The organism is Roseospira visakhapatnamensis, from assembly GCF_014197915.1.
In the GTDB taxonomy this organism is placed as follows: Bacteria; Pseudomonadota; Alphaproteobacteria; order Rhodospirillales; family Rhodospirillaceae; genus Rhodospira; species Rhodospira visakhapatnamensis.
This window is the reverse complement of the sequence record NZ_JACIGK010000001.1, coordinates 44,618-68,229: the sequence shown is the minus strand read 5'-3', so window position 1 is coordinate 68,229 and position 23,612 is coordinate 44,618. Positions and strand designations below refer to the sequence as shown.

The 23,612-nt window shown below is 70.4% G+C and carries 21 protein-coding genes; 9 read left to right on the top strand and 12 right to left on the bottom strand.

Going from position 1 to position 23,612, the window contains the following annotated elements; genetic code table 11:
* The first annotated feature begins 173 nt into the window (after positions 1-173).
* Positions 174-1,952 (top strand): DUF1036 domain-containing protein, encoded by a 1,779-nt coding sequence (locus tag GGD89_RS00285; protein ID WP_184042096.1) that lies wholly within the window; start codon positions 174-176, stop codon positions 1,950-1,952.
* Between the two features lie 19 nt (positions 1,953-1,971).
* Here the strand turns inward: GGD89_RS00285 and GGD89_RS00280 are convergent, their stop codons facing one another.
* The 4 genes from GGD89_RS00280 to GGD89_RS00265 form a co-directional block, all read right to left on the bottom strand.
* A complete protein-coding gene (locus GGD89_RS00280; RefSeq protein ID WP_221238252.1) occupies positions 1,972-2,904 on the bottom strand; it encodes a DMT family transporter in 933 nt (310 codons plus the stop codon).
* Positions 2,905-3,031: 127 nt separating this feature from the next.
* Positions 3,032-4,051, bottom strand: coding sequence for an Rpn family recombination-promoting nuclease/putative transposase (locus GGD89_RS00275; protein ID WP_184042095.1), 1,020 nt, complete (start codon positions 4,049-4,051; stop codon positions 3,032-3,034).
* Positions 4,052-4,227: 176 nt separating this feature from the next.
* Entirely contained in the window at positions 4,228-4,809 is a 582-nt protein-coding gene (locus tag GGD89_RS00270) for a methyltransferase domain-containing protein (RefSeq protein WP_184042094.1), read from the bottom strand.
* Between the two features lie 16 nt (positions 4,810-4,825).
* Positions 4,826-5,611 carry an enoyl-CoA hydratase/isomerase family protein gene (locus GGD89_RS00265; RefSeq protein ID WP_184042093.1) on the bottom strand — a complete coding sequence of 262 codons (786 nt, stop codon included), beginning with the start codon at positions 5,609-5,611 and terminating at the stop codon, positions 4,826-4,828.
* Between the two features lie 157 nt (positions 5,612-5,768).
* Between GGD89_RS00265 and GGD89_RS00260 the strand changes: the two genes are divergently transcribed.
* Positions 5,769-6,515, top strand: coding sequence for an orotate phosphoribosyltransferase (locus tag GGD89_RS00260; RefSeq protein ID WP_184042092.1), 747 nt, complete (start codon positions 5,769-5,771; stop codon positions 6,513-6,515).
* A gap of 22 nt (positions 6,516-6,537) precedes the next feature.
* Here GGD89_RS00260 and GGD89_RS00255 read toward each other — a convergent pair whose 3' ends face one another.
* From GGD89_RS00255 to GGD89_RS00245, 3 genes are all read right to left on the bottom strand, one after another.
* Positions 6,538-7,383 carry a J domain-containing protein gene (locus GGD89_RS00255; protein ID WP_184042091.1) on the bottom strand — a complete coding sequence of 282 codons (846 nt, stop codon included), beginning with the start codon at positions 7,381-7,383 and terminating at the stop codon, positions 6,538-6,540.
* 3 nt (positions 7,384-7,386) lie between these two features.
* Entirely contained in the window at positions 7,387-8,226 is an 840-nt protein-coding gene (locus tag GGD89_RS00250) for a VWA domain-containing protein (protein ID WP_221238251.1), read from the bottom strand.
* Between the two features lie 142 nt (positions 8,227-8,368).
* The gene (locus GGD89_RS00245) at positions 8,369-9,025 is read right to left on the bottom strand and encodes a glutathione S-transferase family protein (RefSeq protein WP_184042090.1); all 657 of its coding nucleotides are present in this window, start codon (positions 9,023-9,025) and stop codon (positions 8,369-8,371) included.
* 301 nt (positions 9,026-9,326) lie between these two features.
* Here GGD89_RS00245 and GGD89_RS00240 point away from each other — a divergent pair, with 301 nt between their 5' ends.
* On the top strand, positions 9,327-10,883 hold the full coding sequence (locus tag GGD89_RS00240) for a bifunctional aminoglycoside phosphotransferase/ATP-binding protein (protein WP_184042089.1): 1,557 nt from the start codon (positions 9,327-9,329) through the stop codon (positions 10,881-10,883).
* Positions 10,884-10,995: 112 nt separating this feature from the next.
* The gene (locus tag GGD89_RS00235) at positions 10,996-12,318 is read left to right on the top strand and encodes a GAF domain-containing sensor histidine kinase (RefSeq protein WP_184042088.1); all 1,323 of its coding nucleotides are present in this window, start codon (positions 10,996-10,998) and stop codon (positions 12,316-12,318) included.
* 223 nt (positions 12,319-12,541) lie between these two features.
* Here GGD89_RS00235 and tssE read toward each other — a convergent pair whose 3' ends face one another.
* From tssE to GGD89_RS00210, 5 genes are all read right to left on the bottom strand, one after another.
* Positions 12,542-13,039, bottom strand: a complete 498-nt coding sequence (gene tssE, locus GGD89_RS00230) for a type VI secretion system baseplate subunit TssE (protein ID WP_184042087.1) — start codon at positions 13,037-13,039, stop codon at positions 12,542-12,544.
* A 5-nt stretch (positions 13,040-13,044) separates the two neighbouring features.
* On the bottom strand, positions 13,045-13,875 hold the full coding sequence (locus GGD89_RS00225) for a type VI secretion system accessory protein TagJ (RefSeq protein ID WP_184042086.1): 831 nt from the start codon (positions 13,873-13,875) through the stop codon (positions 13,045-13,047).
* Between the two features lie 350 nt (positions 13,876-14,225).
* Complete coding sequence (locus GGD89_RS00220) at positions 14,226-15,341, bottom strand: toxic anion resistance protein (RefSeq protein ID WP_184042085.1); 1,116 nt, start codon at positions 15,339-15,341, stop codon at positions 14,226-14,228.
* Positions 15,342-15,572: 231 nt separating this feature from the next.
* Positions 15,573-15,989 carry an RNA polymerase-binding protein DksA gene (dksA, locus tag GGD89_RS00215; protein ID WP_184042084.1) on the bottom strand — a complete coding sequence of 139 codons (417 nt, stop codon included), beginning with the start codon at positions 15,987-15,989 and terminating at the stop codon, positions 15,573-15,575.
* 355 nt (positions 15,990-16,344) lie between these two features.
* A complete protein-coding gene (locus GGD89_RS00210) occupies positions 16,345-16,824 on the bottom strand; it encodes a flagellar assembly protein FliX (RefSeq protein ID WP_184042083.1) in 480 nt (159 codons plus the stop codon).
* Between the two features lie 626 nt (positions 16,825-17,450).
* Here GGD89_RS00210 and GGD89_RS00205 point away from each other — a divergent pair.
* From GGD89_RS00205 to GGD89_RS00185, 5 genes are all read left to right on the top strand, one after another.
* Positions 17,451-18,539 carry a flagellar basal body P-ring protein FlgI gene (locus GGD89_RS00205; protein WP_425503000.1) on the top strand — a complete coding sequence of 363 codons (1,089 nt, stop codon included), beginning with the start codon at positions 17,451-17,453 and terminating at the stop codon, positions 18,537-18,539.
* A 14-nt stretch (positions 18,540-18,553) separates the two neighbouring features.
* Entirely contained in the window at positions 18,554-18,880 is a 327-nt protein-coding gene (locus GGD89_RS00200) for a rod-binding protein (RefSeq protein ID WP_184042081.1), read from the top strand.
* Positions 18,881-18,883: 3 nt separating this feature from the next.
* On the top strand, positions 18,884-19,741 hold the full coding sequence (locus GGD89_RS00195; RefSeq protein ID WP_184042080.1) for a hypothetical protein: 858 nt from the start codon (positions 18,884-18,886) through the stop codon (positions 19,739-19,741).
* Between the two features lie 79 nt (positions 19,742-19,820).
* The gene (gene flgK, locus GGD89_RS00190) at positions 19,821-21,992 is read left to right on the top strand and encodes a flagellar hook-associated protein FlgK (protein WP_184042079.1); all 2,172 of its coding nucleotides are present in this window, start codon (positions 19,821-19,823) and stop codon (positions 21,990-21,992) included.
* 82 nt (positions 21,993-22,074) lie between these two features.
* The gene (locus GGD89_RS00185; protein ID WP_184042078.1) at positions 22,075-23,598 is read left to right on the top strand and encodes a hypothetical protein; all 1,524 of its coding nucleotides are present in this window, start codon (positions 22,075-22,077) and stop codon (positions 23,596-23,598) included.
* Positions 23,599-23,612 lie beyond the last annotated feature (14 nt).

Here is a 23,612-nt window from a genome sequence, read left to right as displayed (position 1 = left end):
ATCCGGCGATCAAGGCGCGGGTGTCGGGCGGCGACGGAAATTCGCCTCATTCGCCTCGTGGAATGGCCCCGGCGCTGGTAAGCTTGCTCAACGCATGCCGTTCCGGCTCCGGTTCGGTTGGGGCTGCCAGCCTCCGCGATCCCCCATTTCGTGCCACGACGAAGGAGAGTGTGATGGGTTCCAAGCTCCGCCGCGGCGCCGCGCGGGTCACGTCCGACCGCGCGGGTCTGGCCGTGATGGCCGGCGTCGCCGCCCTGGCGACCAGCCTTGCCACCACGCCGGCCCGGGCCGGCCTGGAGATCTGCAACCAGACAAGCGTGCATCGCTCGATCGCCATCGGCTATTCCCAGGACGACGCCTGGACATCCGAGGGCTGGTGGAACCTGGATCCTGGCCAGTGCGCGACCCCCGTCGAGGACGACCTGGCCCAGCGCTACTACTACTATCGGGCCGAGGCGGAGGACGGCAGCTTTCCCGGCGAGGGATACTCCTTTTGCACCGTGGCTGGCGCCTTCACGATCGTCGGCGATGAGGACTGCGAGGACCGCGGCTATGTGACCGAGGACTTCCGCGAGATCGACACCGGCGAGGTGGCCACCACGTTCGCCCACGCCATCACCGACGCGGCGCTGGAGACCGCCACGACAGCGGACGGCGACGCGACCGGCGTGGTCACCGGACCGGCCGACTCGGGCCTGCGGATCTGCAATCGGACCGACGTGGAGCGCTTCCTGGCCATCGGCTACTCCAAGGATGATCAGTGGACGTCCGAGGGCTGGTGGACCCTGGAGCCGGACCAGTGCGCCACGCCGATCGAAGGCGATCTGACGCAGCAGTTCTACTACTACCGCGCCGAGGACCCGGACGAGCAGTTCAACGGCGAGGGCTATGTCTTCTGCGCCGTCGACGATGCCTTCACCATTGTCGGGGACGAGAACTGCGAGGCGCGGGGCTACGAGGAGCTTGATTTCCGCGAGATCGACACCGGGCCGGAGGCGCGGGGCTATGTCTTCGTCATGGACGCCGACAGCATGGCCGTCGGGTCTGGATCGTCGGAGCCCCCGGGCACCGACACCACCAGCGGTCCCGCCGACGCCGGGCTTCGCATCTGCAATCAGAGCGGCATTCCGCGCTTCCTGGCCATCGGCTATTCCAAGGACGATCAGTGGACGTCCGAGGGCTGGTGGACCCTGGACACCGGTGAGTGCGCGACCCCGGTCGAAGGGGACCTGACCCAACGCTTCTATTACTACCGGGCCGAGGATCCGAGCGAGGCGTTCGAGGGCGAGGGCTACGCCTTCTGCACCGTCGATGATGCCTTCACCATCATCGGCGACCAGGACTGCGCCGGACGCGGCTATGAGGAACACGATTTCAGCGAGATCGACACCGGGCCGGAAGCCCCGGGCTACGTGTTCGTGATCGGCAAGGGCGACGGCATCCCCGCCTCGGGCGCGCGGCCCGAGGCGCCCGCTGCCCCGCCGTCCCCGCCGACCGGCGCCGGCGGCAAGGGAGCCGCCGCCGAGGACGCCGGCGGCCCGGTCCCCACCACGCCTTCCGGTGGCGATGTCCCGCCCGGCGCGCCGGAAGATGCCGGGGAGGACACCCGGGGCGACACGCAAGGCGAGGTGGGCGACGACCCGGTCGAGAGAACCCGCGCCGGCATCCAGGGGAGATGGCAGTCCCGGGATGACCACCATGCCGCCATCCGCTTCGGGGACGGTCGCTACTTCGACTATTACGAAGGCGACCTGATGGCCGATGGCGCCTATTCGGTGGCCATGGCCTGCCCCGACAATCCCGGCTCGGGAGGCGAGGATCCGGTGATCATCGTGCGTCTGCCGGGCGACGCGGCGCCGTCCTGCTACTCGGTCATGTACATGGACGCCACGTCGCTGGAGATGCTGGCCCTGCCGCGCGGCAACCTTTTGCGTTATCAACGCAGCGAGTGAGTGATCTGGTTGAACAGACTCATGGTCGCCGGGCGGGCGTGGCGGCGCTGCCCCGCCGGGCGATGACGATGCCGGCGAGGATCACCACGCCGCCCGCCGCCTGCAACGGTGTGAGGGGCTCGGACAGGATCAACCACCCCAGCACGGCCGCGACCGCCGGCTGCACCAACAGGCTGACGCTGCCGAAGGCCGGCGGCAGGTGGGCCAGGGCGAAGGCGATGGCCCCCTGGCCGCCGGCATGGGACAGCCAGGCCAGGCCCAGCAGGATGGCCAGCGCCGACCAGGTGGGGATGGTCAGGCCCTCGCCATTGAGCAGGCTGAGCGCCAGCAGGATCCAGGCGGCGTGGAGGCTGCTCCAGGCCATGACCACGGCGGTGGGGAAGCGGGTCCGGCACCAGCCGATGCCCAGGATGTAGGCGCCGTAGAACACCGCCGTGATCACGCCGAGGCTGTCGCCGAGGATCTGTCCGGGCGCGCCCACGGTCAGGCTGTCGGCCACCAGCAGGACCACGCCGGCGACGGCCGTGACCAGCCCGGCCAGGAACATCGGCGTCGGCCGGTGGCCGAACAGCGCCCAGGCGCCGAAGGTGACGAACACCGGCGCCAGATTGGCCAGCACCGTGGAGTTGGCCACCGAGGTGTACTCCAGGGCCCAGTGCCAGCACGCCAGGTCGCCGGAAAAGGCGATCCCCGGGACCGCCAGCATCAGGTGGTCGCGGCCGGTCTCGGGGCGGGCCTTGCGAGGCGCGATGGTCGGCGCGCGGGCGTGCAGCACGGCCACGGCCATCAGCAGCGGCCAGGCCAGCCCGACCCGATAGAAGGCGGTGATGGTCGGGTCCAGCGGCGACAGCTTGGCGAACACGGGGGAGAACCCGATCAGCACCGCGCCGACCAACAGCAGGGGCAGGGCGCGGCGCGCGTGCGGATCGTCGACCAGGGCGATGGCGGTCATGAAGGGACTCGGATGCGGTGAGACGGTGTGGAGACGTCTGGCGGGCGTGGACAAGGCGGCCTCTGCCAGGGACCGCGGACATCGTGGTCCCGCGCCCCGGTGCGCCGTGTCCGTCGTGCCATGTCGGTCAGTGGCGGGCGGTCTCGTCGAACACGGCGGCCAGGTCAGGCGCGGTCAGCGCCCGGTCGAGCAGCGCGTCCAGGTCCGCGACCGGCACGGCATGCACCCGCGCCGCCAAGGCCGGGGGCACGACTCCGAAGCGGGCCGTCAAGGTGCGCAGTATCGATCGGGTCAAAGCCCTGGCCTCTCCACGGGCCTCCCCCTCGGCGCGACCCCGAGCCTCTCCCTGCCGCATCCATTCCTGTGCCGCCAGCGAAACCAATGTCTCCTCCTCGTTCGGTCGGGCCCGGGCGGCCACCGCGCGCCAGTCCGCCGCCGTCAGGTGTCGAGCCACATGCAGAATATAGTGCACCACCTGGCGTTCCAGAAGTGTTCCGTCCGGCAGGGCGGCGACAATGCTGGCCAGCCCCTCAATGGTGGCGCTGCCGTCCCGACCCACCGTGGCCAGGGCGCGCAGGGCCGCCCAGGCGGGGGTTTTCTCCGGTGGCGAGTCGGGCACGCGTTGGCTCAAGTCCCGCAGGCCGTAGCGCAGGTCCCGCAAGGTCGCCTTGAGGGCCTCGTCGGCATCCAGGCAGTCCAGCACCGAGGTGGGCACCGCCCAGGGCGCCCGCCCATGATAGAGAACCAGCGGCAGGATCGGCGGCAGGCGGGCGAGCCTGGCGGGATCGCGGCCGGCGTGGCGTTCCCAGATGCGCACCATGTAGCCGAGCAGTTGCAGGGGGGTGCGTGGATCCGGCCGGCTTTTGTGCTCGACCAGGACGTAGAGGAACGCCGGCCGGCCATCGGTCAGCGCGACCCGGAACAACCGGTCGCTGGTGGTCCGCCGCAAGCGGCGATCGATGAAACTGCCGTCGACGGGCTCCGGAGGAGCGTCGGTCAGGCGGGCGGTGATCTCCGGCGGCAGCATCCGCCGCAGCACCTCCGCCGCCTGCGCCGGGTCATCCAGCACCGCCCGCAAAAGGGCGTCATGCGGATTGGTGGGGGGGTTGGCGGGACGGTCGGGCGGAGGGTGGCCGGACGACGACATGACGATCTGCGTGTTTTTTGAAGGATCACGCAACCATATCATACCGGCGGTGGATGAGTGTGACTCATCCGCCGCCGGGCGCCTTGCAGGCGCCCGGATGGTCCAGATCTTGGCACCGCAAAGCGGTGCCAGGGCCGGCCACGGACTGCAACGGTCATTCTCAAGGGCCGTTGGTATCATACGGCGTTCGCCTGGTCTCCGTCGCGCTCCGGCAGCCGATAGACAAGGATGGTGGTCCCGAAGACATCATCCACCGGGTGTCGTGCCACGGGCGTCAGGCCCGGCAGGGCGAAGGTGTTGGACACCAGCCAGCATCCGGGCGGCGCCTCCCGAAGCATCCGTTCGGCCAGACGCGCCATGGCCGCGCCGTGCAGGTAGCAGACGATCAGGCCGGCGCGCGACAGGTCCACGCCGTGCAGGTCGGCGCGGCGGATCTCCAGGGTGTCCAGGCGCCCGGCCAGGCGGCGCAGCCGCGCCACCGCCCAGGGCACCGGCGACAACTCCACGCCCATCACCCGGCGGCCGGGGTAGCGGGCCGCCAGGGCCAGGGCCAGGCCACCCCAGCCACAGCCCAGGTCCAGGATCTCGCCGTCGATCCGCTCCGGGAGCACCGCCAGCAGCCGCCGCGCCGCCCGGGGCATGGTGGGCCAGGGGGGCGCTCCCAGGCGTATCGTGTACAGGATCACCAGGGCCACGGCGACCAGCGCCCCCGTCAGCAGGGCCGCGCCGCCCACGCTCACGCCGGGGTCGCCGTCCACCGTGCCGGTCCTCCGCTCAGAGCGCCTTGAAGGCCGGCTTGCGCTTGCCCTTGAAGGCGTCCACGCCCTCCACGTAGTCGGCCGTGGCCAGGAAGTCGTAGCACTCGTCGAGTTCGCTTTCGGACACCGGATGCGGCGTCACCAGGCGGCGAATGAAGCGCTTGTGCCAGCGGGCCACCAGCGGCGCCCCCTGGCCGATGCGCTCGACCATGCCGGCCAGGGTCTCGTCCAGGGCCTCGGGCTCCACGACGGCGTTGACCAGTCCGGCCCGCAGCGCCCAGTCGGCGTCCACGATCTTGCCTTCGAGCAGGATTTCGGCGGTGCGCGCGGGGCCGATCAGGCGCTGGATGGCCTCGATCTCCGGGTAGGCCATGACCACCGAGATGCGGGCGATGGGCACGCCGAAGCGCGACCGCGTGGTGGCGACGCGCAGGTCGGCCTGACAGGCCAGTTCCAGGCCGCCGCCGACGCAGGCCCCGTCGATGCGCGCCACCACCGGCGCCGGGCATTCGCGCACGGCGGTCAACGCCCGGCGCAGGGTCACATCGTAGGTCTTGGCTTGCTGGGCGGTGGCCCGCACGGTGTCGAACTCGCCGATGTCGGCGCCGGCGGCGAAGGCCTTGCCGGCCCCCTCCAGCACCACGCAGCGCAGCGCCTCGTCCTCGGCCAGGGTCTCGAAGGCCTCGGCCAGGCCGCGCCACATCGGCAGGTCCAGCGCGTTCAGTTTGTCGGGGCGGTTGAGGGTGACAGTGGCCACGAGGCCGGAATCGTCGCGGCGGGTCAGGATCGCGTCCGGTTGCATGAGGGCTCCCTCGATGTCGCGGTGAATGGGCCCGGGCGGCGGGCAGCGGGCGATTGCGGTCGGCCCCTTATAGCCGCTACATAGGGCCGACACGAAGGGTTTCATACCGGTCCCGTCCCATGAGATCCGTCCCGATCCCCGCCGGAGCCCGCGCCCGATGACCGATGGTCCCACCCCCGACGCCCCATCCCATGCGGCCCAGTCCCACGCGGCCCGCGACCCGCGCCAGAAGGAGGCCGGCCGCCAGGTGGCGCGCATCCTGCTGGACATCGGCGCCGTCAATTTCCGTCCCGAGGACCCCTATCGCCTGACCGCCGGCTGGGCCAGCCCGGTGTACATCGACGGCCGCCGGGTGATCGCCTTCCCGCGCGCGCGCCGGCGTGTCATCGACCTGGCGCGCGAGACCCTGGAGCGCGACGTGGGCGCCGAGGCGTTCGATGCCGTGGCCGGCGGCGAGACCGCCGGCATCCCCTATGCCGCCTGGCTGTCCGACGCGCTCATGCTGCCGATGCTGTACGTGCGCAAGAAACCCAAGGGGTTCGGTCGCATGGCGCAGATCGAGGGCACCTTCCGCGAGGGCGACCGGGTGGTGCTGGTGGAGGACCTGGCCACCGATGGCGGATCGAAACTGGTGTTCTGCAACGCGCTGCGGGCCGCCGGCGCGGAGGTGCGCCACGCGTTCGTGGTGTTCTTCTACGGGGTGTTTCCGGGGGCCCTGAAGACCCTGGAGGACGCCGGCCTGACCCTGCACTTCCTGGCCAACTGGTGGGATGTGCTGGAGGAGGCCGAGCACCGGCGCGCGTTCTCGCCCGAGGCCATCGAGGGGGTGCGCGCCTTCCTGCAGGATCCCATCGGCTGGTCGGCGGCCCATGGCGGGCGTGGGGCGGAGGGCCCGGACGACTGATCGGCGGGGCCGGCCGACGGCCTCAGCCCGGCCGGCGTGAGCCGCCGTTCCGCCCCAGCAGCAGGTCGCGGGCCTGATTGAGGCGCGCCGCCAGGTAGGGGCTTCCCCCGTGGTCCGGATGCACGCCCCGCATCAGCCGGCGCCAGGCCGCCTGGATGGCGTCCGTGTCGGCGCCGTCCTCCAACCCCAGCAGGGCGAGCGCCTCGGTTCGGTCCATGCCGCCACCGCCGGGTGGGGGCGCGGCGCCGCCGGAGGACTCTCCGGCCCCAGGGCCGGCCCCAAGGCCCGTCAGCGTCTCGCGCCAGTCGGGGCGGGCGCGGTCAAGCCAAGCTTCGAGCACCTGGCGGCTGTCCGGGTCGGCACCGGTCTCCCGCCAGAGCGCCGCCAGCGCCTCGTCGGTCAGGTCGGACAGCATGCGGCCGGCCGCGCGCCCCTCCAGCACGAGGCCCGTCATGGCGCCGCTGGCATGGTCCAGGGTCATGCGCAGGAAGCGGGTGCTGACCTCCGACTGCCCGGCGCGGTCGTCCCGCTGTCCCCGGCGCGCGCCCCGGAAGGCCCCGCCCACCGGTCCGAACCCACCCATGGCGGAGGAGCCCCCGGTGATGCCGCGCAGGAGGCGGCCCAGGAGAAGACTGGACAGGGGCCGGCCGAGCAGCCGCGCCATCCAGGGCAGCAGGGCCGCCATCGCCGCCATGGCCCAGGCCAGGCGCCCGGTGACCGCCAGGAACACGACCACCACGACGATCAGCACGCCCACCATCCAGCCCAGCACGCGCAGCAGCAGGCGCGGGTTGGCCTGGGTCATCCAGCGGGACACCACGATCACGCCGACCAGCAGCAGCAGGCCAAGGATGAACGCCGGCAACATCGCTCATGCTCCTCCATCGCCGCTGTCACGGGCCAGTTGCGACGTCAGGCGGCGCGCGGCGCCGCCCGCGCGGCGCGCATGGTCCTCCAGCGCGGCCCGGCCGGCGGCGGCGTAGATGGCCACGGACTCCAGAAGCCGCCGCAACTGGTCGGCGCTGGCGGCATCGAAGGGACAGAACGCGCCCCCGGACAGACGCGCCACATGCGCCAGCACGCGCGCCGCGACCGGTTCGCCGCCCTCGTGAAACACGAAGACCGGCAGTTTGCGCAGGCCCATGTCTCCGGCCAGGGCATAGAGCGTGTCGGGCTCCTCCTCCATGCTGTCACCGATGAACACCAGGGCGGACACCGGGGTTTCGGCGTGGGTGGCGAGGGCATGGCGCAGCACGCGGCCGATCTGGGTGCGGCCGGCCCGGCATGTGACCTTGCTCATGCGGTCCATCATGTCGTCGGCGCGGGTCACCCAGGGTCCGGCGCGGCACTGACCGAGCCCCCGATAGAACACCAGTTGCACGGACAGGCCACCCACCCGGGTCGCGGTGGCGAACATGGTGGCCTGGGTGTCCATGGCCAGGTCCCAGGTGGGCTGGCGGCTGGCGGTGGCGTCGAGCGCGAAGATCAGGCGACCGTGCCCCGCGCCGGCGGTGGCTTGCACCGCGCCGAGGAAGGCGGCCACCGCGTCCGTGTCGGAGGACGGCGCGGGCGTCGGCACGGACGCGTCCGCGCGGGCCAGGAACGCGGCCACCGCGCCCGCGCGGGACCCGGATCCCGCGCCCTGACCGGACCCCTGGCCGGAGCCCGTGGTGTCGTCGGCCTTGTCGTCCGTCCCGTGCTGCCCTGTCACGCTCACTCCATCCGCGACGGCGCCCGGCCCGCGGTCCGGCGTCCTGTCCTCACGTTCCCCTCAAGATGGGGCGCCCGGCCCGTCGCGCAACGGCCCGCGGTGCCCCGCGATCCCGTCTCTCACGTCCTGTCCCGGACTGGCCCTAAACCTCGTCGGCCTCGATCACCCATGGCTCGGCCGTCGCGTCCCGCACCCAGTCGACCATCGCCGGCAGCGCGTGGATGGCCTCGATGTAGGCCTGGCAGATCTCGTTCACCGGCACGGCGTAGGTGCGGAAGCGGCTGGCCACCGGCGCGAACATGGCGTCGGCGTTGGTGAAGGCGCCGAACAGGAAGGGGCCGTCGGCGCCGTAGCGCTGCCGGCAGTCGATCCACAGGGCGCAGATGCGGGCCACGTCGCGCAGCACGCCCGGCGCCCCTTGCCCCTTGCCGGGCAGCGCCTTGCGGACGTTCATGGGCATGGCCTGGCGCAGCGCCGAGAAGCCCGCGTGCATTTCGGCGCACAGCGCGCGCGCCACCCCCCGCGCCACCGGATCCTCCGGCCACAGCCGGGCCTCGGGATGACGGTCGGCGATGTATTCCAGGATCGCCAGCGACTCCCAGACCGTGACGTCGCCGTTCCGCAACACCGGCACCTTGCCCGCCGGGCAGAGGGCGTGCAGGCGGGCCCGGCTGTCCGGCATGTCCAGGGGAATCAGGTGTTCGTCGAAGTCCAGTCCCGCCTGGCGCATGGCCAGCCAGGGACGGAGCGACCAGGACGAATAGGTCTTGTTGCCGATGACAAGGGTATAGTCGGTCATGAGACATCTTTCGCGGCACGGACTCGAGGCGTATACGGTAGCGCGCGTGGGAGGGCCGGTCCACGGTCCTGACCGATGCCGGCGATCCGGCGCCGCGCCAAGGGACACGATCGGGCCGCGACCGTTGGCGCTGGTTCCCTTGGTTCGGCAACCGGGCTAGACTGGCGCCCGAGGCCGGAGGCCGTCCGCGGTGGCGGGCCGGGCGGGGCCAGAGCCGGTGACGACGTGGGGAGAGCCCCTATCGTCGTGGGTGCCCGTCGGCCCGGCGGGTGAGTCACGCCGACGACCGCTGGAATGCATCATGATTCCCGACTGCCAACGCGACATCGTATCCTTCCTCGCCCGCCCCGAGTCCCATGGTCCCACCGTGTCGCGCGTGGATCAGGTTCACACCCATATTTCGGCGCTGTTCCTGGCCGGTGACCGGGTCCTGAAATTGAAGCGCGCGGTGGTGCTGCCGTTCGTGGACTTCACGGCGCCGGAGACCCGGCATCGCGCCTGCGAGGCCGAGGTGGCCTTGAACCGGCGCGGCGCGCCGGGGCTCTACCGGGGGGTGCGCGCGGTCACCCGCGAGGCCGAGGGGCATCTGGCGCTGGACGGATCGGGCGAGCCCGTGGACTGGGTCGTGGAGATGGCGCGCTTCGACGAGCAGTCCCTCTTCAGCCGTCTGCTGGCGCGCGGCGAACTGACCCGCCAGCGGGCCACGGCGCTGGCCCGGGTGATCGTCGACTATCATGCCGCGGCCGAGCGGGTCCCGGTGGACGACCAGGCGGCCCGGGTGATCGCCGTCGCGCGCGAGAACCGGTCCAGCATGCGGGCTTCGGTGCCGGCGGTTCTGCCGTCCGATCAGGTCGAGGGGTGGTCCGCGCGCATGGTGGCCGAGGTCAACCGGCTGGCGCCCCTGCTGGACCGCCGGGGGCGCGAGGGGCGGGTGCGCCGCTGCCATGGCGACCTGCATCTGCGCAACATCTGCCTGTGGGAGGACCATCCCACACTGTTCGACGCCATCGAGTTCAACGATGCGTTCTCGGTCATCGATACCCTCTACGATCTGGCCTTTCTGCTCATGGACCTGGACCAGCGCGGCGTGCGGCGGCTGGCCTCGGTGGTCATGAACCACGTGATGGAGCACGATCCGGACGTGGAGGGGCTGGCGCTGCTGCCGGCGTATCTGTCGATGCGCGCCGGGGTGCGGGCGCATGTGTGCGCGACCATGGCGATGGGCGCCGAGGGCCCGGTCGGCGCGCCCACCGACTTCCACGAGTTGCGGCGCCGCGCGCTGGCGTACCTGGACCGGGCGCTCGGCTATCTGGCGCCGGCGCCGCCCCGGCTGGTGGCCATCGGCGGCCTGTCGGGCAGCGGCAAGTCACGCATGGCGCGCGAGGTGGCGCCGCTGATCGGCGCCGCGCCGGGGGCTCTGGTCAGCCGCTCCGACGTGGTGCGCAAGCGGTTGATGGGGGTTCGTCCCTACGAGCGTCTGGGGGCCGACGGGTACCGGCCGGAGATGACCCAGCGAACCTACCGGGCGATGCTGGACGAGGTGCGGGCGGCGCTGCGCCAGGGGCACGCGGCCATCGCCGACGGCGTCTTCCTGCGCCCGGAGGAACGCGCCGCGGTGGAGGCCGTGGCCCGCGAGGAAGGGGTGCCGTTCCACGGCTTGTGGCTGGAGGCCGACCCCGAGGTAGCCCTCCGGCGGATCGCCGGCCGCCGCGAGAACGCCTCGGACGCCACGGCGGCGGTGCGCGACGCGCAGCAGTCCGTGGATCCGGGACCGATGACCTGGCACCGGGTGAACAGCTCCGGGCCGCGTCAGGAATCGCTGGCCCAGGCGCTGGCGCTGCTGGGGCTCGGGCCGTGACGGGCCGGGCGCGCGGGGGCGGGCATGGTTGACCCGGGGGCTCGGCAACCCATTTGCAAGGCGGCGGGCAGGAAGTATCCCCAGAAGGGGGTGGGTGGTGTGGAGAACACGCATGGAGACATCGGCGCAGCAGAACGGCGGGCACGACGGGGAGGCACGGGGATGTGGCGGCGAGCCGTCCCCTGTCGATGGATTCATCTGCGCCCCCGTGCCGGCCAACGAGGCCGAGCGTCTGCGGGCGCTCCAGCGGTACGGGGTTCTGGACAGCGACGCCGACCGCTGCTTCGATCGCATCACGGCCCTGACGGCGCGGCTGATGGACACGGGCATGGCGCTGGTGTCCCTGGTGGACGTCGATCGCCAGTTCTTCCTGTCCCGCCAGGGCCTGGAGGCGCGGCAGACGCCCCGCCAGGTGGCCTTCTGCGCCCACGCCATCCTGACCGACGATATCTTCGAGGTGCCGGACGCCATCCTCGATCCGCGCTTCGCGGGCAATCCCCTCGTCGTGGGTCCGCCGTTCATCCGCTACTACATCGGCAAGCCGTTGCGCACCCGGGACGGCTACCGGCTCGGAACCCTGTGTGCCGTGGATCAGCGCCCGCGCGACCCGGTGTGCACCGAGCAACGCGGCATCCTCGCCGACCTGGGCGAGACCGTCATGGAGCTGATCGAAACCCGGGTCTGGGCGCTGGAGGCGGAATCGGAACGCCAACTGGCCCGGCGCATGACCGCGCTCAAGGACGAGTACTTCGCGTCCATGACCCACGAGTTGCGCACCCCGGTCAACGCCCTGACCGGCTTCAGCGAGTTGTTGCGCATGACCGGGGCGCCGGAGGTGCTCACGGAGCGTCAGCGGACCTACCTGGACAGCATCGTCGAGGCCAGCGAATACCTCGGCCTGCTGGTCAACCAGACCCTGGATGCCCATAGCCCGACGGCCTCCGAGGATCCGGGGCGCGGCGGCGCGGTGCCGCTGGGGCCGCTGCTGGGCGCGGTCCGCCGCTTGCTGTCCCCCCTGGCCCGCAAGCAGGGCGTCACCCTGGAGGTGGCGGACGGCGGCGACGTGATGGTGTGGGGCGATGCCTTGCGGGCGCGGCAGGTGTTCATCAACCTGGTGTCCAACGCGGTGAAGTACAACCGGCGCGGCGGCACGGTCACGGTCAGCGTGGACGTGGAGCCCGACTGGGTGTCGGTGATCTGCCGGGACACCGGCCCCGGCATTCCGGAGGAGGAGCTTCCCAAGCTGTTCTCGGCCTTCCATCGGATCGCCGAGACCAGCGAGGGCGTCGAGGGCACCGGCCTCGGCCTGCGCATCACCGAGCGTCTGGTGCGGGTGATGGGTGGACGGCTCACCGTGGACAGCACCGTGGGCACGGGCACGGCCTTCACCGTCACCCTGGCGCGGGCGGGGCGTCCCGAGGCGGAGAGCGCCTGACGCGCCGGCGCCGGGTCATACCAACGGTCATTGAGACTGACCGTTGCAGTCCGTGGCCGGCCCACTCCCCCACCCGGCCACCCACGGCAGTATATTTGGGGTGGCCGGGTGGGGGAGTGGGCCGGTGCCGCCCTGGCACCGCTTCGCGGTGCCAAGATCTGGACCATCCGGGCGCCTGCAAGGCGCCCGGGGGCGGATGAGTCACACTCATCCGCCGCTGGTATCAGGCGTCGTCGCGGGCGATCACCCGGAACACCCGCGCCGCCGGGTCGAGCACCGAATCATAAACCACCGGCTCGGGCGCCGGGGTGGCGTGCAGGGTGGCCTCGATGCGGAACCGCACGGTGCGGTCCAGCCCCTGCACGTTTTCCAGCAGGATCACCCGCAGCGTGTGGAAGCGCGGCTCGAACCGGCGGATGGTGCGTTCCATCTCCGCGCGAAAGCGGTCCCGCTGATCCTCGGTGGCCAGGTTGGCGCTGGTGATGTCGACGACCCCGTAGTTGACGGCCGAGGTCTCCAGTTCCGACAGCGCCGACGCCCAGGACACCGTCCGCCGCCGGGTGTTCAGCAGCCCCTCCAGGTCGCGGCGCACCGAGGCCCGCAGCCGCTCCAGATAGGCGCCGCGCCGCAGCGGGCGGTCGGCGGGGCTGGCCGGATCCTCGTCGATCAGCCGGTCCAGCAGCGGCAGCACCAGGGGAACCTCGGGATCGGCGCGGGCCATGGCGGTCAGGCCGCCGCCGCCGGCGTGAAGTCCATCTCGCCCAGGCTCATGACCGGCACCAGGTCCTCGCCCACCAGCATGCAGCGCTGGCCCAGGCCGCGCACCGGCGCGCCGGTGGCCTCGTCGCCGACCCAGTCGGTGGCCCGGCCCAGCTTCAGGCCCTCCTGGTCGGCGGCCAGGCGGGCGGTGCCCGGGTACAGCACGGGGATGAAGACCTCGCCCTCGGGGCCGTCCTCCACGGTCATCTCGCATTGCCGCCACAGCAGATCCTGGGGCCGCTTGGGGGCGCGGAAGGCCATGGAGCGGATGCGCTCGGCCGGCACCCAGTAATACTTGCCGGTGCTGGTCAGCACCTCCATGAAGCCCGCGCAGGTGTCGTCGGCGTCGCGCCAGTCGCCGAAGGCGGTGCCGTCCAGGGTGCCGGCCACCGCCGGCCGGGCGTCCTCGGCCTCGGCCAGCAGGCGGGTGGCGTCGGCCACGGCCCCCTCGCGCAGCGCCACGCCGGCCTTCAGGCGCGCGGTCATCCAGGGCGGCGGCTCGTGCAGCAGTTCGGGCACCGCGCCCTCGGCGAACACGGCCTGCCGGTGGGTCTCGGCGCGGATCAGCTGCCGGGCCAGCGCCAGGGCGACGGTCAGTTCCGGGGTCTGCTTGCCGATCACGTCGAGCATCAGGTCGGCCCGCTCCAGGTTGCCGTCGAAGCACAGCAGCGTCGCCAGCAGCCCGCGCGCGTCCAGGTCCAGGGGCTTGCTCTTGACGACGGCGTTCAGGGTCTCGATGGCCTTGCCCAGGCGCCCGGCCTGATAGTGCTCGGTGGCGGCGGCGATGGTGCTGCTCATGAGGGGACGCTCCGATCCAGGGGCGCGCGGGCGCGCGGGGGGGCGGGAGCCTCAGCTTAGCGCGCGTGCCGGGACCTGGAAACCGTGACGGTCCCGGAGCGATGCGTCCGGGCGTCCACGATGGCGGGATCGCCGGCCCCGGCCCAACGGTGGGGGGCGTGGTGGGGGCGTGGGCCGGTGCCGGTCGGCCGATGAGGCGGACTTGGCCTCAAGTGACATCCCTAGTGCAGCGACGCATTCAAGGGAGTCCCCCTTGAATGCAAAACGTTGCTGCACAAGACATTGTTTCTCGTGCACTTTCGATCCAGACAAAAAGAATGCGGACTGCATCTTTTGTCTGGATCAGTGCACTAGCCGGCGGCGACCTTGGCGACGCGGTCGGCGAAGGCGCGGGTGGCGTCCTGAAGCTTCGCCCGGCTTTCCCGGCGATACTGCATGGCCTCCTTGGCGCGCTGGTCCAGGCGTTCGATGGAGCCGGCGACGTCGTCCATCATCTTGAGCAGCACGTCGGTGGAGACGCCGCCCTCGCGCATCTGCTCGTTCAGCAACTCGGCGTTGGTTTCCAACTGCCCGGCCACCTGCGTGATGATCTCGTCGGTCATCTCGCGCGTCGCCTTCAGGTTCTCCAGCCGCCGGCCCTGGCGGGCCTGCTGCACGTACAGCGCGATCTGCTGACGGATGGCGGGGATGAACTGTGTGAGCGCGGTGCCCAGTTCCTCCATCACCACCCGTTCCATCTTCAGGGTCTGATAGACGGTGGGGATGGTCGTGCCCATGATCGAGCGCGTCTTGGTCAGGTTGGTGACCACCCGATCCCAGTGGTCCAGCCGCTCCTGCCACTCGCGCTGCTTCATGGCGTCCATCAACTGGTCGGTCTCGGAGCCGTTGGCCACCGGGGCGCCGGCGTTGGCCGGTCCCTGGGCGCGCCAGTCCTCCAGCTTGCGCTGGCCGGCCTCCACATGCAGGGCCAGTTCGCGGAAGGCGGCGGTGACCTCCTTGCCCATGTTGGCCAGGGTCTGGATGGCGATGGCGCTTTCGCGCTGGTCCATTTCAAGCTGCGCGACCACGCGATCGACCGTGGTCTTGGCGCTCTCGAAGCGCTGGCGGAACGTCTCCAGCTCCCGGTTGAAGCTGAACCAGAGCCGGTTGAGGACCCCGTGGTTGTCCTTGCGCAGCCGGTCGGCGCCGAGCCCCTTATAGAGCAACTGCAACTCGACCAGCTTGTCGTGCACGCCGTCCAGTTCGGAGGCGGTGACATGGGCCAGAACGCGGTTGGAATAGTCGGCGGCCATCAGCGCCGGCCCGGCGGCGAAGCTGTCCGGGTCGATGCGATCCATGTCGTCCATGATCTCGGCGATGCGCTTGGCCGTGGCCTGATCGGCGGGGTCGGGCGTGTGGATCGCCTGGGCGCCCAGATGCTCGATGGCGGCGGCTTCGGTGCCGCCCAAGTGGATGACCCCGGTCATGCCCCTGCGTCCTCCCTGCGTCCTGCGTTCCTGCGTCCTGCGTGTGACGGCTGTCGCGCGCTTGGCCCGAACCGCCCTCGCGCGGACTGTAGCGCACGGGGGCGCGACCGTCATCGGGCTTTGGCCGCGCGCCGCGCCGGTCCGCCACGAGGCCGGACCGAGTCGCCGGCCCCGGACGTGGACGGTTCGTCCCCACGGCCCGTGATGACCGGTCGTGTCCGTGCCGTGGCGTCAGTCGGTGCGGTGGGTGCGCTCCATGCGCTCGTGCCGTTCCTGGGCCTCCAGGGTCATGGTGGCGATGGGGCGGGCCTCCAGGCGGCGCAGGCTGATGGGCTCGTGGGAGACCTCGCAGTAGCCGTAGGACCCGTCCTCCACCCGCTTCAGGGCGGAATCGATCTTGGAAATCAACTTTCGGGCGCGGTCCCGGGTGCGCAACTCCAAAGCACGATCCATCTCGGCGGAGGCACGGTCCGCCAAGTCGGGTTCTTGCAGGCCCCCCTGCTGGAGGTGTTCCAGGGTCTCTTCCGCTTCCTTGATCAATTCGCCGCGCCACTTCAGCAGCTTTCTGCGGAAGTACTCGCGCTGGACGTCATTCATGAAGTCTTCGTCTTCACTTGGCCGATAATCCGGCGGCAGCGTAACGCTCATTGTCCGCCTCAATCCTTTCTTCATGGTTGCCACCGCACCGCAAGACTGGTGCCAGGCGCTCCCCAGGATGGCCGGACTATAGGCGCGAGATCGGCTGCCCGCAAGCGTTCAGGCGCGATTCGCGGGGCCGCGCGCGGCCGCCCGAGCCCGGAAACGGCACGCGGCGTCGGGGGCGGCGCGGCCTCGCGACAAGGAAACGGACTGGAAAATGGCAATGAAAAGGCGGCGAAACCGACTCCGGCTCCGAAACGAACGGGTCGTTGTTGCGGTGGATCGGGCGCCCGGGGTGGGGGAGGGCCAAGAAGACCCAGGGTTGCCTTTGTGGCTGGACCAAGCCCAGGGTTCGTTGGCCGTCTCAGGCGTTGGCGCGGGCCAGCTTCGCCAGTTCCACCTCGGCCCGGAGTTCGATCTCGTCCAGCAGGGCGTCCAGTTGCCGGTCCGGCGCCTGTTCCCGGCGGGTGCGGACCAGGCGCGCCAGATCCATCAACCGCTCCTTGGGAATGGCCCCCAGCAGCAGGCCGAGGCGGATTTCCTCCAGGCGCTCCAGCATGTCCTCGCCGTGGCGCATCAGGCGGGTCTGGCGGCGTTGCTGGCTGGCGGCATCGTGCTCCGTGCCGGCCTCCTGAATGGCGAGCAGGCCGTCGAGCGTGCTGGTGGCGGCGGGCGCGTCCACGGGGCTGGTCTCGGACGCCTCCGTCCGGGCGGCGCCGCCGTCGCCCAGGAAGCCCCGCAAGGCGCGCTCGAAATCGACGCCGGCGCCCGGATCGCGTTGCGCGGCCCGGGACCGGGACGCTGTGGGCGCGCCGCGGCGAGGGCCTTCGACCTTCATCGTCATGCCGTGCATCCGCTCCATCAAGTCGTCGCTGGCAAGTCGCCGCTGGTCCGCAGGCCGGCAGCCTTCACTGTACCGCTCCACGAACCGTGGGAACAAGGACTGCAAGGGTCGGGCCATGGCCCCGGGGTCGAGTCGCGACGGTCCTCCCAAACGATAAAACAGGACTTTAGAAAAAGTAAATAATCACTTCTTTGGAAACGATATTTTTCTGATGTGGCAAGGGGCGCGAGGGTTGAGCCGGGTCACCCCGGGGCGGCCCGCCGGCGCCGGCGACGCTGGGCAGACCTTGCCGGGTCGGCGGTGGATTCTGCCGGGTCCCGGTCGCCGGCGCGGGGGCATCCTTCAGCAAACACAAGGGCTTGATCCGCGATCCGGCATGGCACGGTGTTCGCATCGCCCGACGTGGTGGTGTGTCTTCGGCGCGCGGTCCCGGGTCGGGGAGCGCCGGGGACTCGTCTCCCTTCGGGGTGACGCGCCATCCGGGCGATCCGGTCCAGCGCGACCGTCACAGCACGAGTCGTCACGGTATGATGCCATCACAGTATGATGAGGCCAGGGTCATGACAGCGTTGTTCGCCCTTCCGGTCCGCATCCTCCAGGCCACCTGGGCCGCGCCATGGGCGCTGGTGCTCGCGCTGGTGCTGGTGGCCGGGGCGCCGTCGGCCGAGGCGGCCTCGCGCATCAAGGACATCGCCGACTTCGAGGGCGTGCGCGACAACCTGCTGGTGGGCTACGGGCTGGTGGTCGGCCTGAACGGCACCGGCGACGACATGGACGACGACCCGTTCACCCGCGAAAGCCTCATCGGCATGCTGGAGCGCCTGGGCATCAACACCCGCGACGGCGAACTGTCGCCCGACAACACCGCCGCCGTGATGGTCACCGGAACGCTGCCGCCCTTCGCCCGCCAGGGCAGCCGCATGGACGTGACCATCAGCGCCCTGGGCACCGCCGAGAACCTGCTGGGCGGAACCCTGCTGGTCACCCCCCTGGTGGGCGCCGACGGCGAGGTCTACGCGGTGGGACAGGGCCAGGTGCAGGTGGGCGGCTTCGTCGCCCAGGGCGAGGCCGAGACCATCACCAAGGGCGTGCCGACCAGCGGCCGCATTCCCAACGGCGCCATCATCGAGAAGGAAGTGCCGTTCGAACTGGCCAACATGGAATCGGTCAAGATCAGCCTGCGCAACCCGGACTTCACCACCGCTCGGCGCATCGCCAACGCCGTCAACACCTACCTGGGGTCGACGGTGGCCCGCTCGCTGGATCCGGGGACGGTGCTGGTGCGGGTGCCGCGCGGCCGCGCGGGCGGCGTGGTGGACCTGCTGACCGATATCGAACAGCTGCGCGTGGAGCCCGATCAGCTGGCGCGCGTCATCATCGACGAGCAGACCGGCACCATCGTCATCGGCGACAACGTGCGCATCAACACCGTGGCCATCGCCCAGGGCAACCTGACCATCCGCGTCACCGAGACGCCGCAGGTGTCGCAGCCGGCGCCGTTCTCCAACGCTGGGGAGACGGTGGTGGTGCCGCGCACCGAGATCGAGGTGGACGAGGACGAGGACCGCCGCCTCACCGTGGTCAATGGCGGCGTCACCTTGCAGGACCTGGTGAACGCCCTCAACTCCCTCGGCGTGGGGCCGCGCGACATGATTTCCATCCTGCAGGCGGTCAAGGCGGCCGGTGCCCTGCAGGCCGAAATCCAGGTGATGTAGGGGAGACGACGACGATGATCGACGGCGCCATGCACACCCGGGCCGCCCTGGCCACCGAGACGGCGCGCGCCGACGGCGCGCCCCTGACGGCGGGCCGGCGGTTTCGCGATGCGTCGCAAGCGGCGGCGGCGGCGCGCGACTTCGAGGCCTTCTTCCTCGGCCAGATGTTGCAGCCGATGTTCAGCGGCCTGTCGACGGCCCCTCCCTTCGGCGGCGGACACGCCGAGCAGGTGTGGCGGTCGCTGATGGTGGACGAGTACGGAAAGATGATGGCCGCCAGTGGCCGCACCGGCATCGCCGACGCGGTGATGCGCACCATGCTGTCCCAGCAGGAGGTCTGAGCCATGACCGCCGACAAGCCGACCCTCAAGCTTCCACCGCGCCTGGGTGTCCGCGAGCGCGGGGCCGATCCCGTGGCCGCGCCGGGCGAGGGGCCGGCGGCGCGCCCCGGCGTGCCCCGGCTGGCGGTGGGCAGCGCGCCGCCGCCGGCGGCATCCCCCCCTCAGGCCGTTCCGAAGCGTTCCGAGGTCGCCCCCCCGGGGGGCGGCGCGGGGCCGCGTCCATCGCTTCCGCCCGCGCCGGGTGGGGCGGCCGGGGCCTCGGTGCCGGCGTCCGGGGGGCCGCGCGCCGTCGCGCCGGCCAGGGGCGCCCCGCGCAAGACGGGCGAGGCCCCTGTCGCCGACGCTCGGCGGGAGGGCCGGCGTTCGACCGGCATCGCGCCGTCGCGGCTGGCCCAGGAGATGCGCCCGCCCACGGGCACGGTGACCTCGTGCCACGCGGTGGCCGAGGTGATGCGCGCCGCCCGCGAACTGGCGGCGGTGCTGGTGGAGGAAAACGCCGTCCTGCGGGACCACGACGTGGATGGCGTGCGGGCGCTGGCCGACCGCAAGAAGGCGCTCTCGCTGCTGTATCGGGAACGCATGCTGGCGGTTCAGAAGGACCCCGAGGTGGTGACCGGCCTGCCGGAGGACGAGCGCGCGGTGGTCAGGCAGATGGGCGTCTACCTGGACGCCCAGCTCGCGGAGAACGCCAGCCTCCTGAAGGCGACCATGCAGGGGACGCAGAAGGTGATGGACCTGATGGTCCAGGCGGCCAAGCAACTGACGCAGGAGAAGAATCCCGGCTACGCGGCCGACGGCCGCCCCGAACCACCGGGGCATGCCAAGGCGCCGCTGGCCATGTCGTTCAACGAGACCCTGTGAGTGGGATGGACCGATTGCCTCGGTCCGGCCGTGACGCGCGAGGCGCCCGGCCGGCGGGGACGAGCGAGGCGGAAAGACCATGAGCCTGAACCTGGCCTTGGGCGCGGCCCTGAGCGGATTGCAGACCAACCAGAAAGCGTTGGATCTGGTCTCGCGCAATATCGCCAACGTCAACACCGTCGGCTACACCAAGAAGATCTTCAACCAGGAAACGCGGATCCTGACGGGCCGGGGCGTGGGCGTCCAGGTCAGCGAGATCACGCGCCGTGTCGACTACGGCCTGATCGAGGAGCTGAACCAGGAAAACGCCACCCTGGAGGCGCTGAACGCCAAGGCCGACTATTTTCAGCGCATGCAGGACATGTTCGGCAAGCCCGCCGACAACTCCTCCATCGCCCACATGCTCTCCGAACTGGCCGAGCAGGTCGAGGTTCTGGCCCTGGAGCCGAACCAGACCGAACAGCACATGACCACCGTGCAGCGGGCCGAGGACGTGAGCCAGAAGCTCAACAGCATGGGCGATCTGTTGCAGCGCCTCCGCCTGGACGCCGACAAGGACCTGGAACGGGCGGTGGACCGGGTCAACACCCTGCTGACCGACATCCAGGGCCTGAACGAGGAGATCGCCTACGCCCTGGCCACCGGCGGCGACGGCGTCGACCTGATGGACCAGCGCGAGCGGGCCGTGAAGGAACTGACCGCCTACATGGACATCACCAGCTACACCCGCGACGGCGGCGAACTGGTGGTCTACACCAAGGGCGGCACGATCCTCGTGGACCGCGAGGCCAAGCAGTTGTCCCACGACGCCCTGTCCAGTTTCCGGGCGTGGGAGTCCCGGGGCGGCAACGACATCCAGCCGATCTCCATCGACGGCCTGGACATCACAGACGACTTCGGCGAAGGCCAGATGGCGGCGCTGCTGGACCTGCGGGATACCATCCTGCCCGGCTATCAGGCGCAGCTGGACGAACTGAGCGAGAAGCTGCGCGACACCGTCAACCTGGTGCACAACCGGGGCACCAGCTTCCCCAATCTGGCCACGGAGTACCAGGGCACGCGCACCTTCCTGGACACCGCCAACCAGCAGGTCGCGCTGGATGCCAACCACGACGTGGTGGTCGCCATCTTCGACGCCGACGGGAAGCAGGTGGAGCAGAGCACGTTCAAGACCGCCGGCATCATGGGGGTGGGCCTGACGGACCTGGATGCCGTGGCCGCCAACCTGCAAGGATGGATCACCGGCGCCGCCGGGGGCGTGCTGGCCGGCGCCACGGTGTCCTACACCAGCGACGGCAAGATGAACATCAGCCTGAACGACAACAGCTACAGCCTGGTGTTCCGCGACGAAAACTCAAGCGCCGCCTCGCCCACCCAGGAAGACGCGCTGATCTCGTTCGATTCCGATGGCGACGGCACGGTGGACAGCACCCATTCCGGCCTGTCGGCCTTTTTCGGCCTCAACGACGTCTACACCGCCTCGCGTCAGGACTGGATGTGGGATTCCGGGGTCAAGGCCGAGGGCTGGCGCCCGTTCAGCGGCACCGACACCCTGAACTTCAGCGATTCCACCACCCTCGTTCGCGGTTCGTTGACCCTGAACGGCACCGAGACCATCGCCGATATCGCCCAGGCCATCAACGACGACGCCACCCTCAGCACCTTCCTGGAAGCCGAGGTGGTGCAGGAAAACGGCGGCGTGCGGCTGCGCATCAAGCACCTGGACGGCGACGACATGGTCATCACCCAGAACGGCGCCAACACCGACCTGATCGATGCCCTGGGCCTTCAGGTCGGCAACGCCGGCCTGGCCAACGACCTGGCCATCAAGGACGAGATCAAGGCCAATCCGTCGCTGATCTCGCGCGGGGCCATGCTGTACAATGCCGATACCGGCGAGTACACGGTCAGCACCAGCGACAACACCACGGCCAATGCCCTAGCCGCCGCCCTGGCCGACGCGGTGACCTTCGACACCGCCGGGGGCGTGCCCGGCACGACACGCTCGCTGACCGAGTACGCCACCCTGACGCTGTCGCGCAACAGCACCGAGGCGGCGACCAACGAACGCCGCAAGGAATACCAGACGGGGCTGGTGGATACCCTGAGCCTGAAGCACGCTGAGATCAGCGCCGTGAACCTGGACGAGGAGATGGCGCAGTTGATCGTTTACCAGCAGAGCTACGCGGCCTCGGCGAAGGTGATCTCCACCACCGCCGACCTGTTCGACATCCTCAACAGCATCGTGTGACGCGCCCGGGGCGCGCCATGAACCCGGCGAACACCACCACGGCGCAGAACGCGCCACGAGAGCCGAAGCGGGAGACCGGATCATGATGAGCATTGCCACGCGGGTGGGGACCTTCGCGCAGCGCGGGTCCCTGGTGCAGCAAATGATGATGATCCAGAAGCGCCTGTACGAGGCGGATGTCCAGCTCAACACCGAGAAGAAGTCGCAGGACTACGCCGGCATCTCGGGCGACAGCTTCCGGCTGGTGACCCTGGAGAACGACAAGACGCGCACCCAGCGCTTCATCCAGACCAACACCATCGCCAACACGCGGCTGGAAAGCATGGCGGCGGCCACCGATGCCGTGGACAAGCGCATCCGCACCATGCGCTCCGAACTGCAGGCGCTGACCAACCAGACCTTCTCCAACCCGCTCAACCAGGGACAGCTCGACAACCTGGAGGACATCCAGGTGCGGGCCTTCGCGGCCATGCAGGATGTCGCCGACTACCTGAACACCAAGCTGGACGGCCGCTACCTGTTCGCCGGCGGCCGCACGAGCGAGCCGCCCGTGGACCTGGCCTTCACGACCCTGAACAGCTTCCAGGCCACCTACGACGGCGCGAACATCACCTTCCCGGTGACCCGGGCGGCCAACGTGCCCGACATCGCGCTGTCCAACAACGAACACGGCGGACTGACCTTCGCCGCCGGTCCGCCCAGCACCATCACCGCCACCACCGCCGCCAGCGTCAACGGCATCCAGCCGGGCACTCTGATCCGCCTCGACGATCCGGACATCGGCGACACCCAGTTCACCGTCACCGCCAACGACGGCGCCGGCGTGCTGACCATCACCCCCAGCCTGACCGGCCCCCAGGCCGTCACCCTGAACGCCGACGCCGCCGACGCCACCCTGCAGACCGTCAGCTACTACGGCGGCGACAGCCTGGTGATCGAACACCGGGTCAGCGACACCCGCACCATCGACCTGGGCCTGAACGCCAAGGCCGCCGGCTTCGAGAAGGCCATCCGCGCTCTCGGCATCCTGGCCCAGGGCGGGCTGGACGCGTCCGACACCACCACCGCCGCCGGCACCACCGGAACCCTGACCTTCGCCAACGGCACAAGTTCGGTGACCGCCGCCACGGCGGGGTCCTTCGACGGGCTGGCCATCGGCTCCAGCATCACCTTCCCCGGGACGGCCCTGAACAACGCCCAGACCTTCACCATCACCGGCAACGACGGCACCACCCTCACCCTGGACCCGCCCCCCAACAACGAGGCGGCGGTGGCCTCCGACGCCGTGTCCAACAACCTGGGGCGCCTGGACTACGCGCTCCGGCTGTTGGGCGACGCCATCGAGCACGACAGTTCCTTCACCCAGGAACAGTCGGGCGACCTGGAGGGCGTCGCGCGCACCATCGGCATGCATCAGGTGACGCTGAACCGGGCGATCAAGGAGGACCAGGGCTACGAGGTGTTCCTGGAGACGCGCCAGACGGACATCGAGAACGTCAACCTCATCGAGGTCGGCGTGCGCCTTCAGGACGAGGCCAACGCGCTGCAGATGTCGTTCCAGGCGTACGCCCGCATCTCCCAGCTCAGCCTGCAGGATTATCTGTAGCTGTCGCTGGAGGC

Coding starts and splice junctions, on each gene's coding strand:
- GGD89_RS00285 (WP_184042096.1), top strand. CDS start 174: ATGGGTTCCAAGCTCCGCCGCGGCGCCGCGCGGGTCACGTCCGACCGC.
- GGD89_RS00280 (WP_221238252.1), bottom strand. CDS start 2,904: ATGACCGCCATCGCCCTGGTCGACGATCCGCACGCGCGCCGCGCCCTG.
- GGD89_RS00275 (WP_184042095.1), bottom strand. CDS start 4,051: ATGTCGTCGTCCGGCCACCCTCCGCCCGACCGTCCCGCCAACCCCCCC.
- GGD89_RS00265 (WP_184042093.1), bottom strand. CDS start 5,611: ATGCAACCGGACGCGATCCTGACCCGCCGCGACGATTCCGGCCTCGTG.
- GGD89_RS00260 (WP_184042092.1), top strand. CDS start 5,769: ATGACCGATGGTCCCACCCCCGACGCCCCATCCCATGCGGCCCAGTCC.
- GGD89_RS00255 (WP_184042091.1), bottom strand. CDS start 7,383: ATGTTGCCGGCGTTCATCCTTGGCCTGCTGCTGCTGGTCGGCGTGATC.
- GGD89_RS00245 (WP_184042090.1), bottom strand. CDS start 9,025: ATGACCGACTATACCCTTGTCATCGGCAACAAGACCTATTCGTCCTGG.
- GGD89_RS00240 (WP_184042089.1), top strand. CDS start 9,327: ATGATTCCCGACTGCCAACGCGACATCGTATCCTTCCTCGCCCGCCCC.
- GGD89_RS00235 (WP_184042088.1), top strand. CDS start 10,996: ATGGAGACATCGGCGCAGCAGAACGGCGGGCACGACGGGGAGGCACGG.
- tssE (WP_184042087.1), bottom strand. CDS start 13,039: ATGGCCCGCGCCGATCCCGAGGTTCCCCTGGTGCTGCCGCTGCTGGAC.
- GGD89_RS00225 (WP_184042086.1), bottom strand. CDS start 13,875: ATGAGCAGCACCATCGCCGCCGCCACCGAGCACTATCAGGCCGGGCGC.
- GGD89_RS00220 (WP_184042085.1), bottom strand. CDS start 15,341: ATGACCGGGGTCATCCACTTGGGCGGCACCGAAGCCGCCGCCATCGAG.
- dksA (WP_184042084.1), bottom strand. CDS start 15,989: ATGAGCGTTACGCTGCCGCCGGATTATCGGCCAAGTGAAGACGAAGAC.
- GGD89_RS00210 (WP_184042083.1), bottom strand. CDS start 16,824: ATGACGATGAAGGTCGAAGGCCCTCGCCGCGGCGCGCCCACAGCGTCC.
- GGD89_RS00200 (WP_184042081.1), top strand. CDS start 18,554: ATGATCGACGGCGCCATGCACACCCGGGCCGCCCTGGCCACCGAGACG.
- GGD89_RS00195 (WP_184042080.1), top strand. CDS start 18,884: ATGACCGCCGACAAGCCGACCCTCAAGCTTCCACCGCGCCTGGGTGTC.
- flgK (WP_184042079.1), top strand. CDS start 19,821: ATGAGCCTGAACCTGGCCTTGGGCGCGGCCCTGAGCGGATTGCAGACC.
- GGD89_RS00185 (WP_184042078.1), top strand. CDS start 22,075: ATGATGAGCATTGCCACGCGGGTGGGGACCTTCGCGCAGCGCGGGTCC.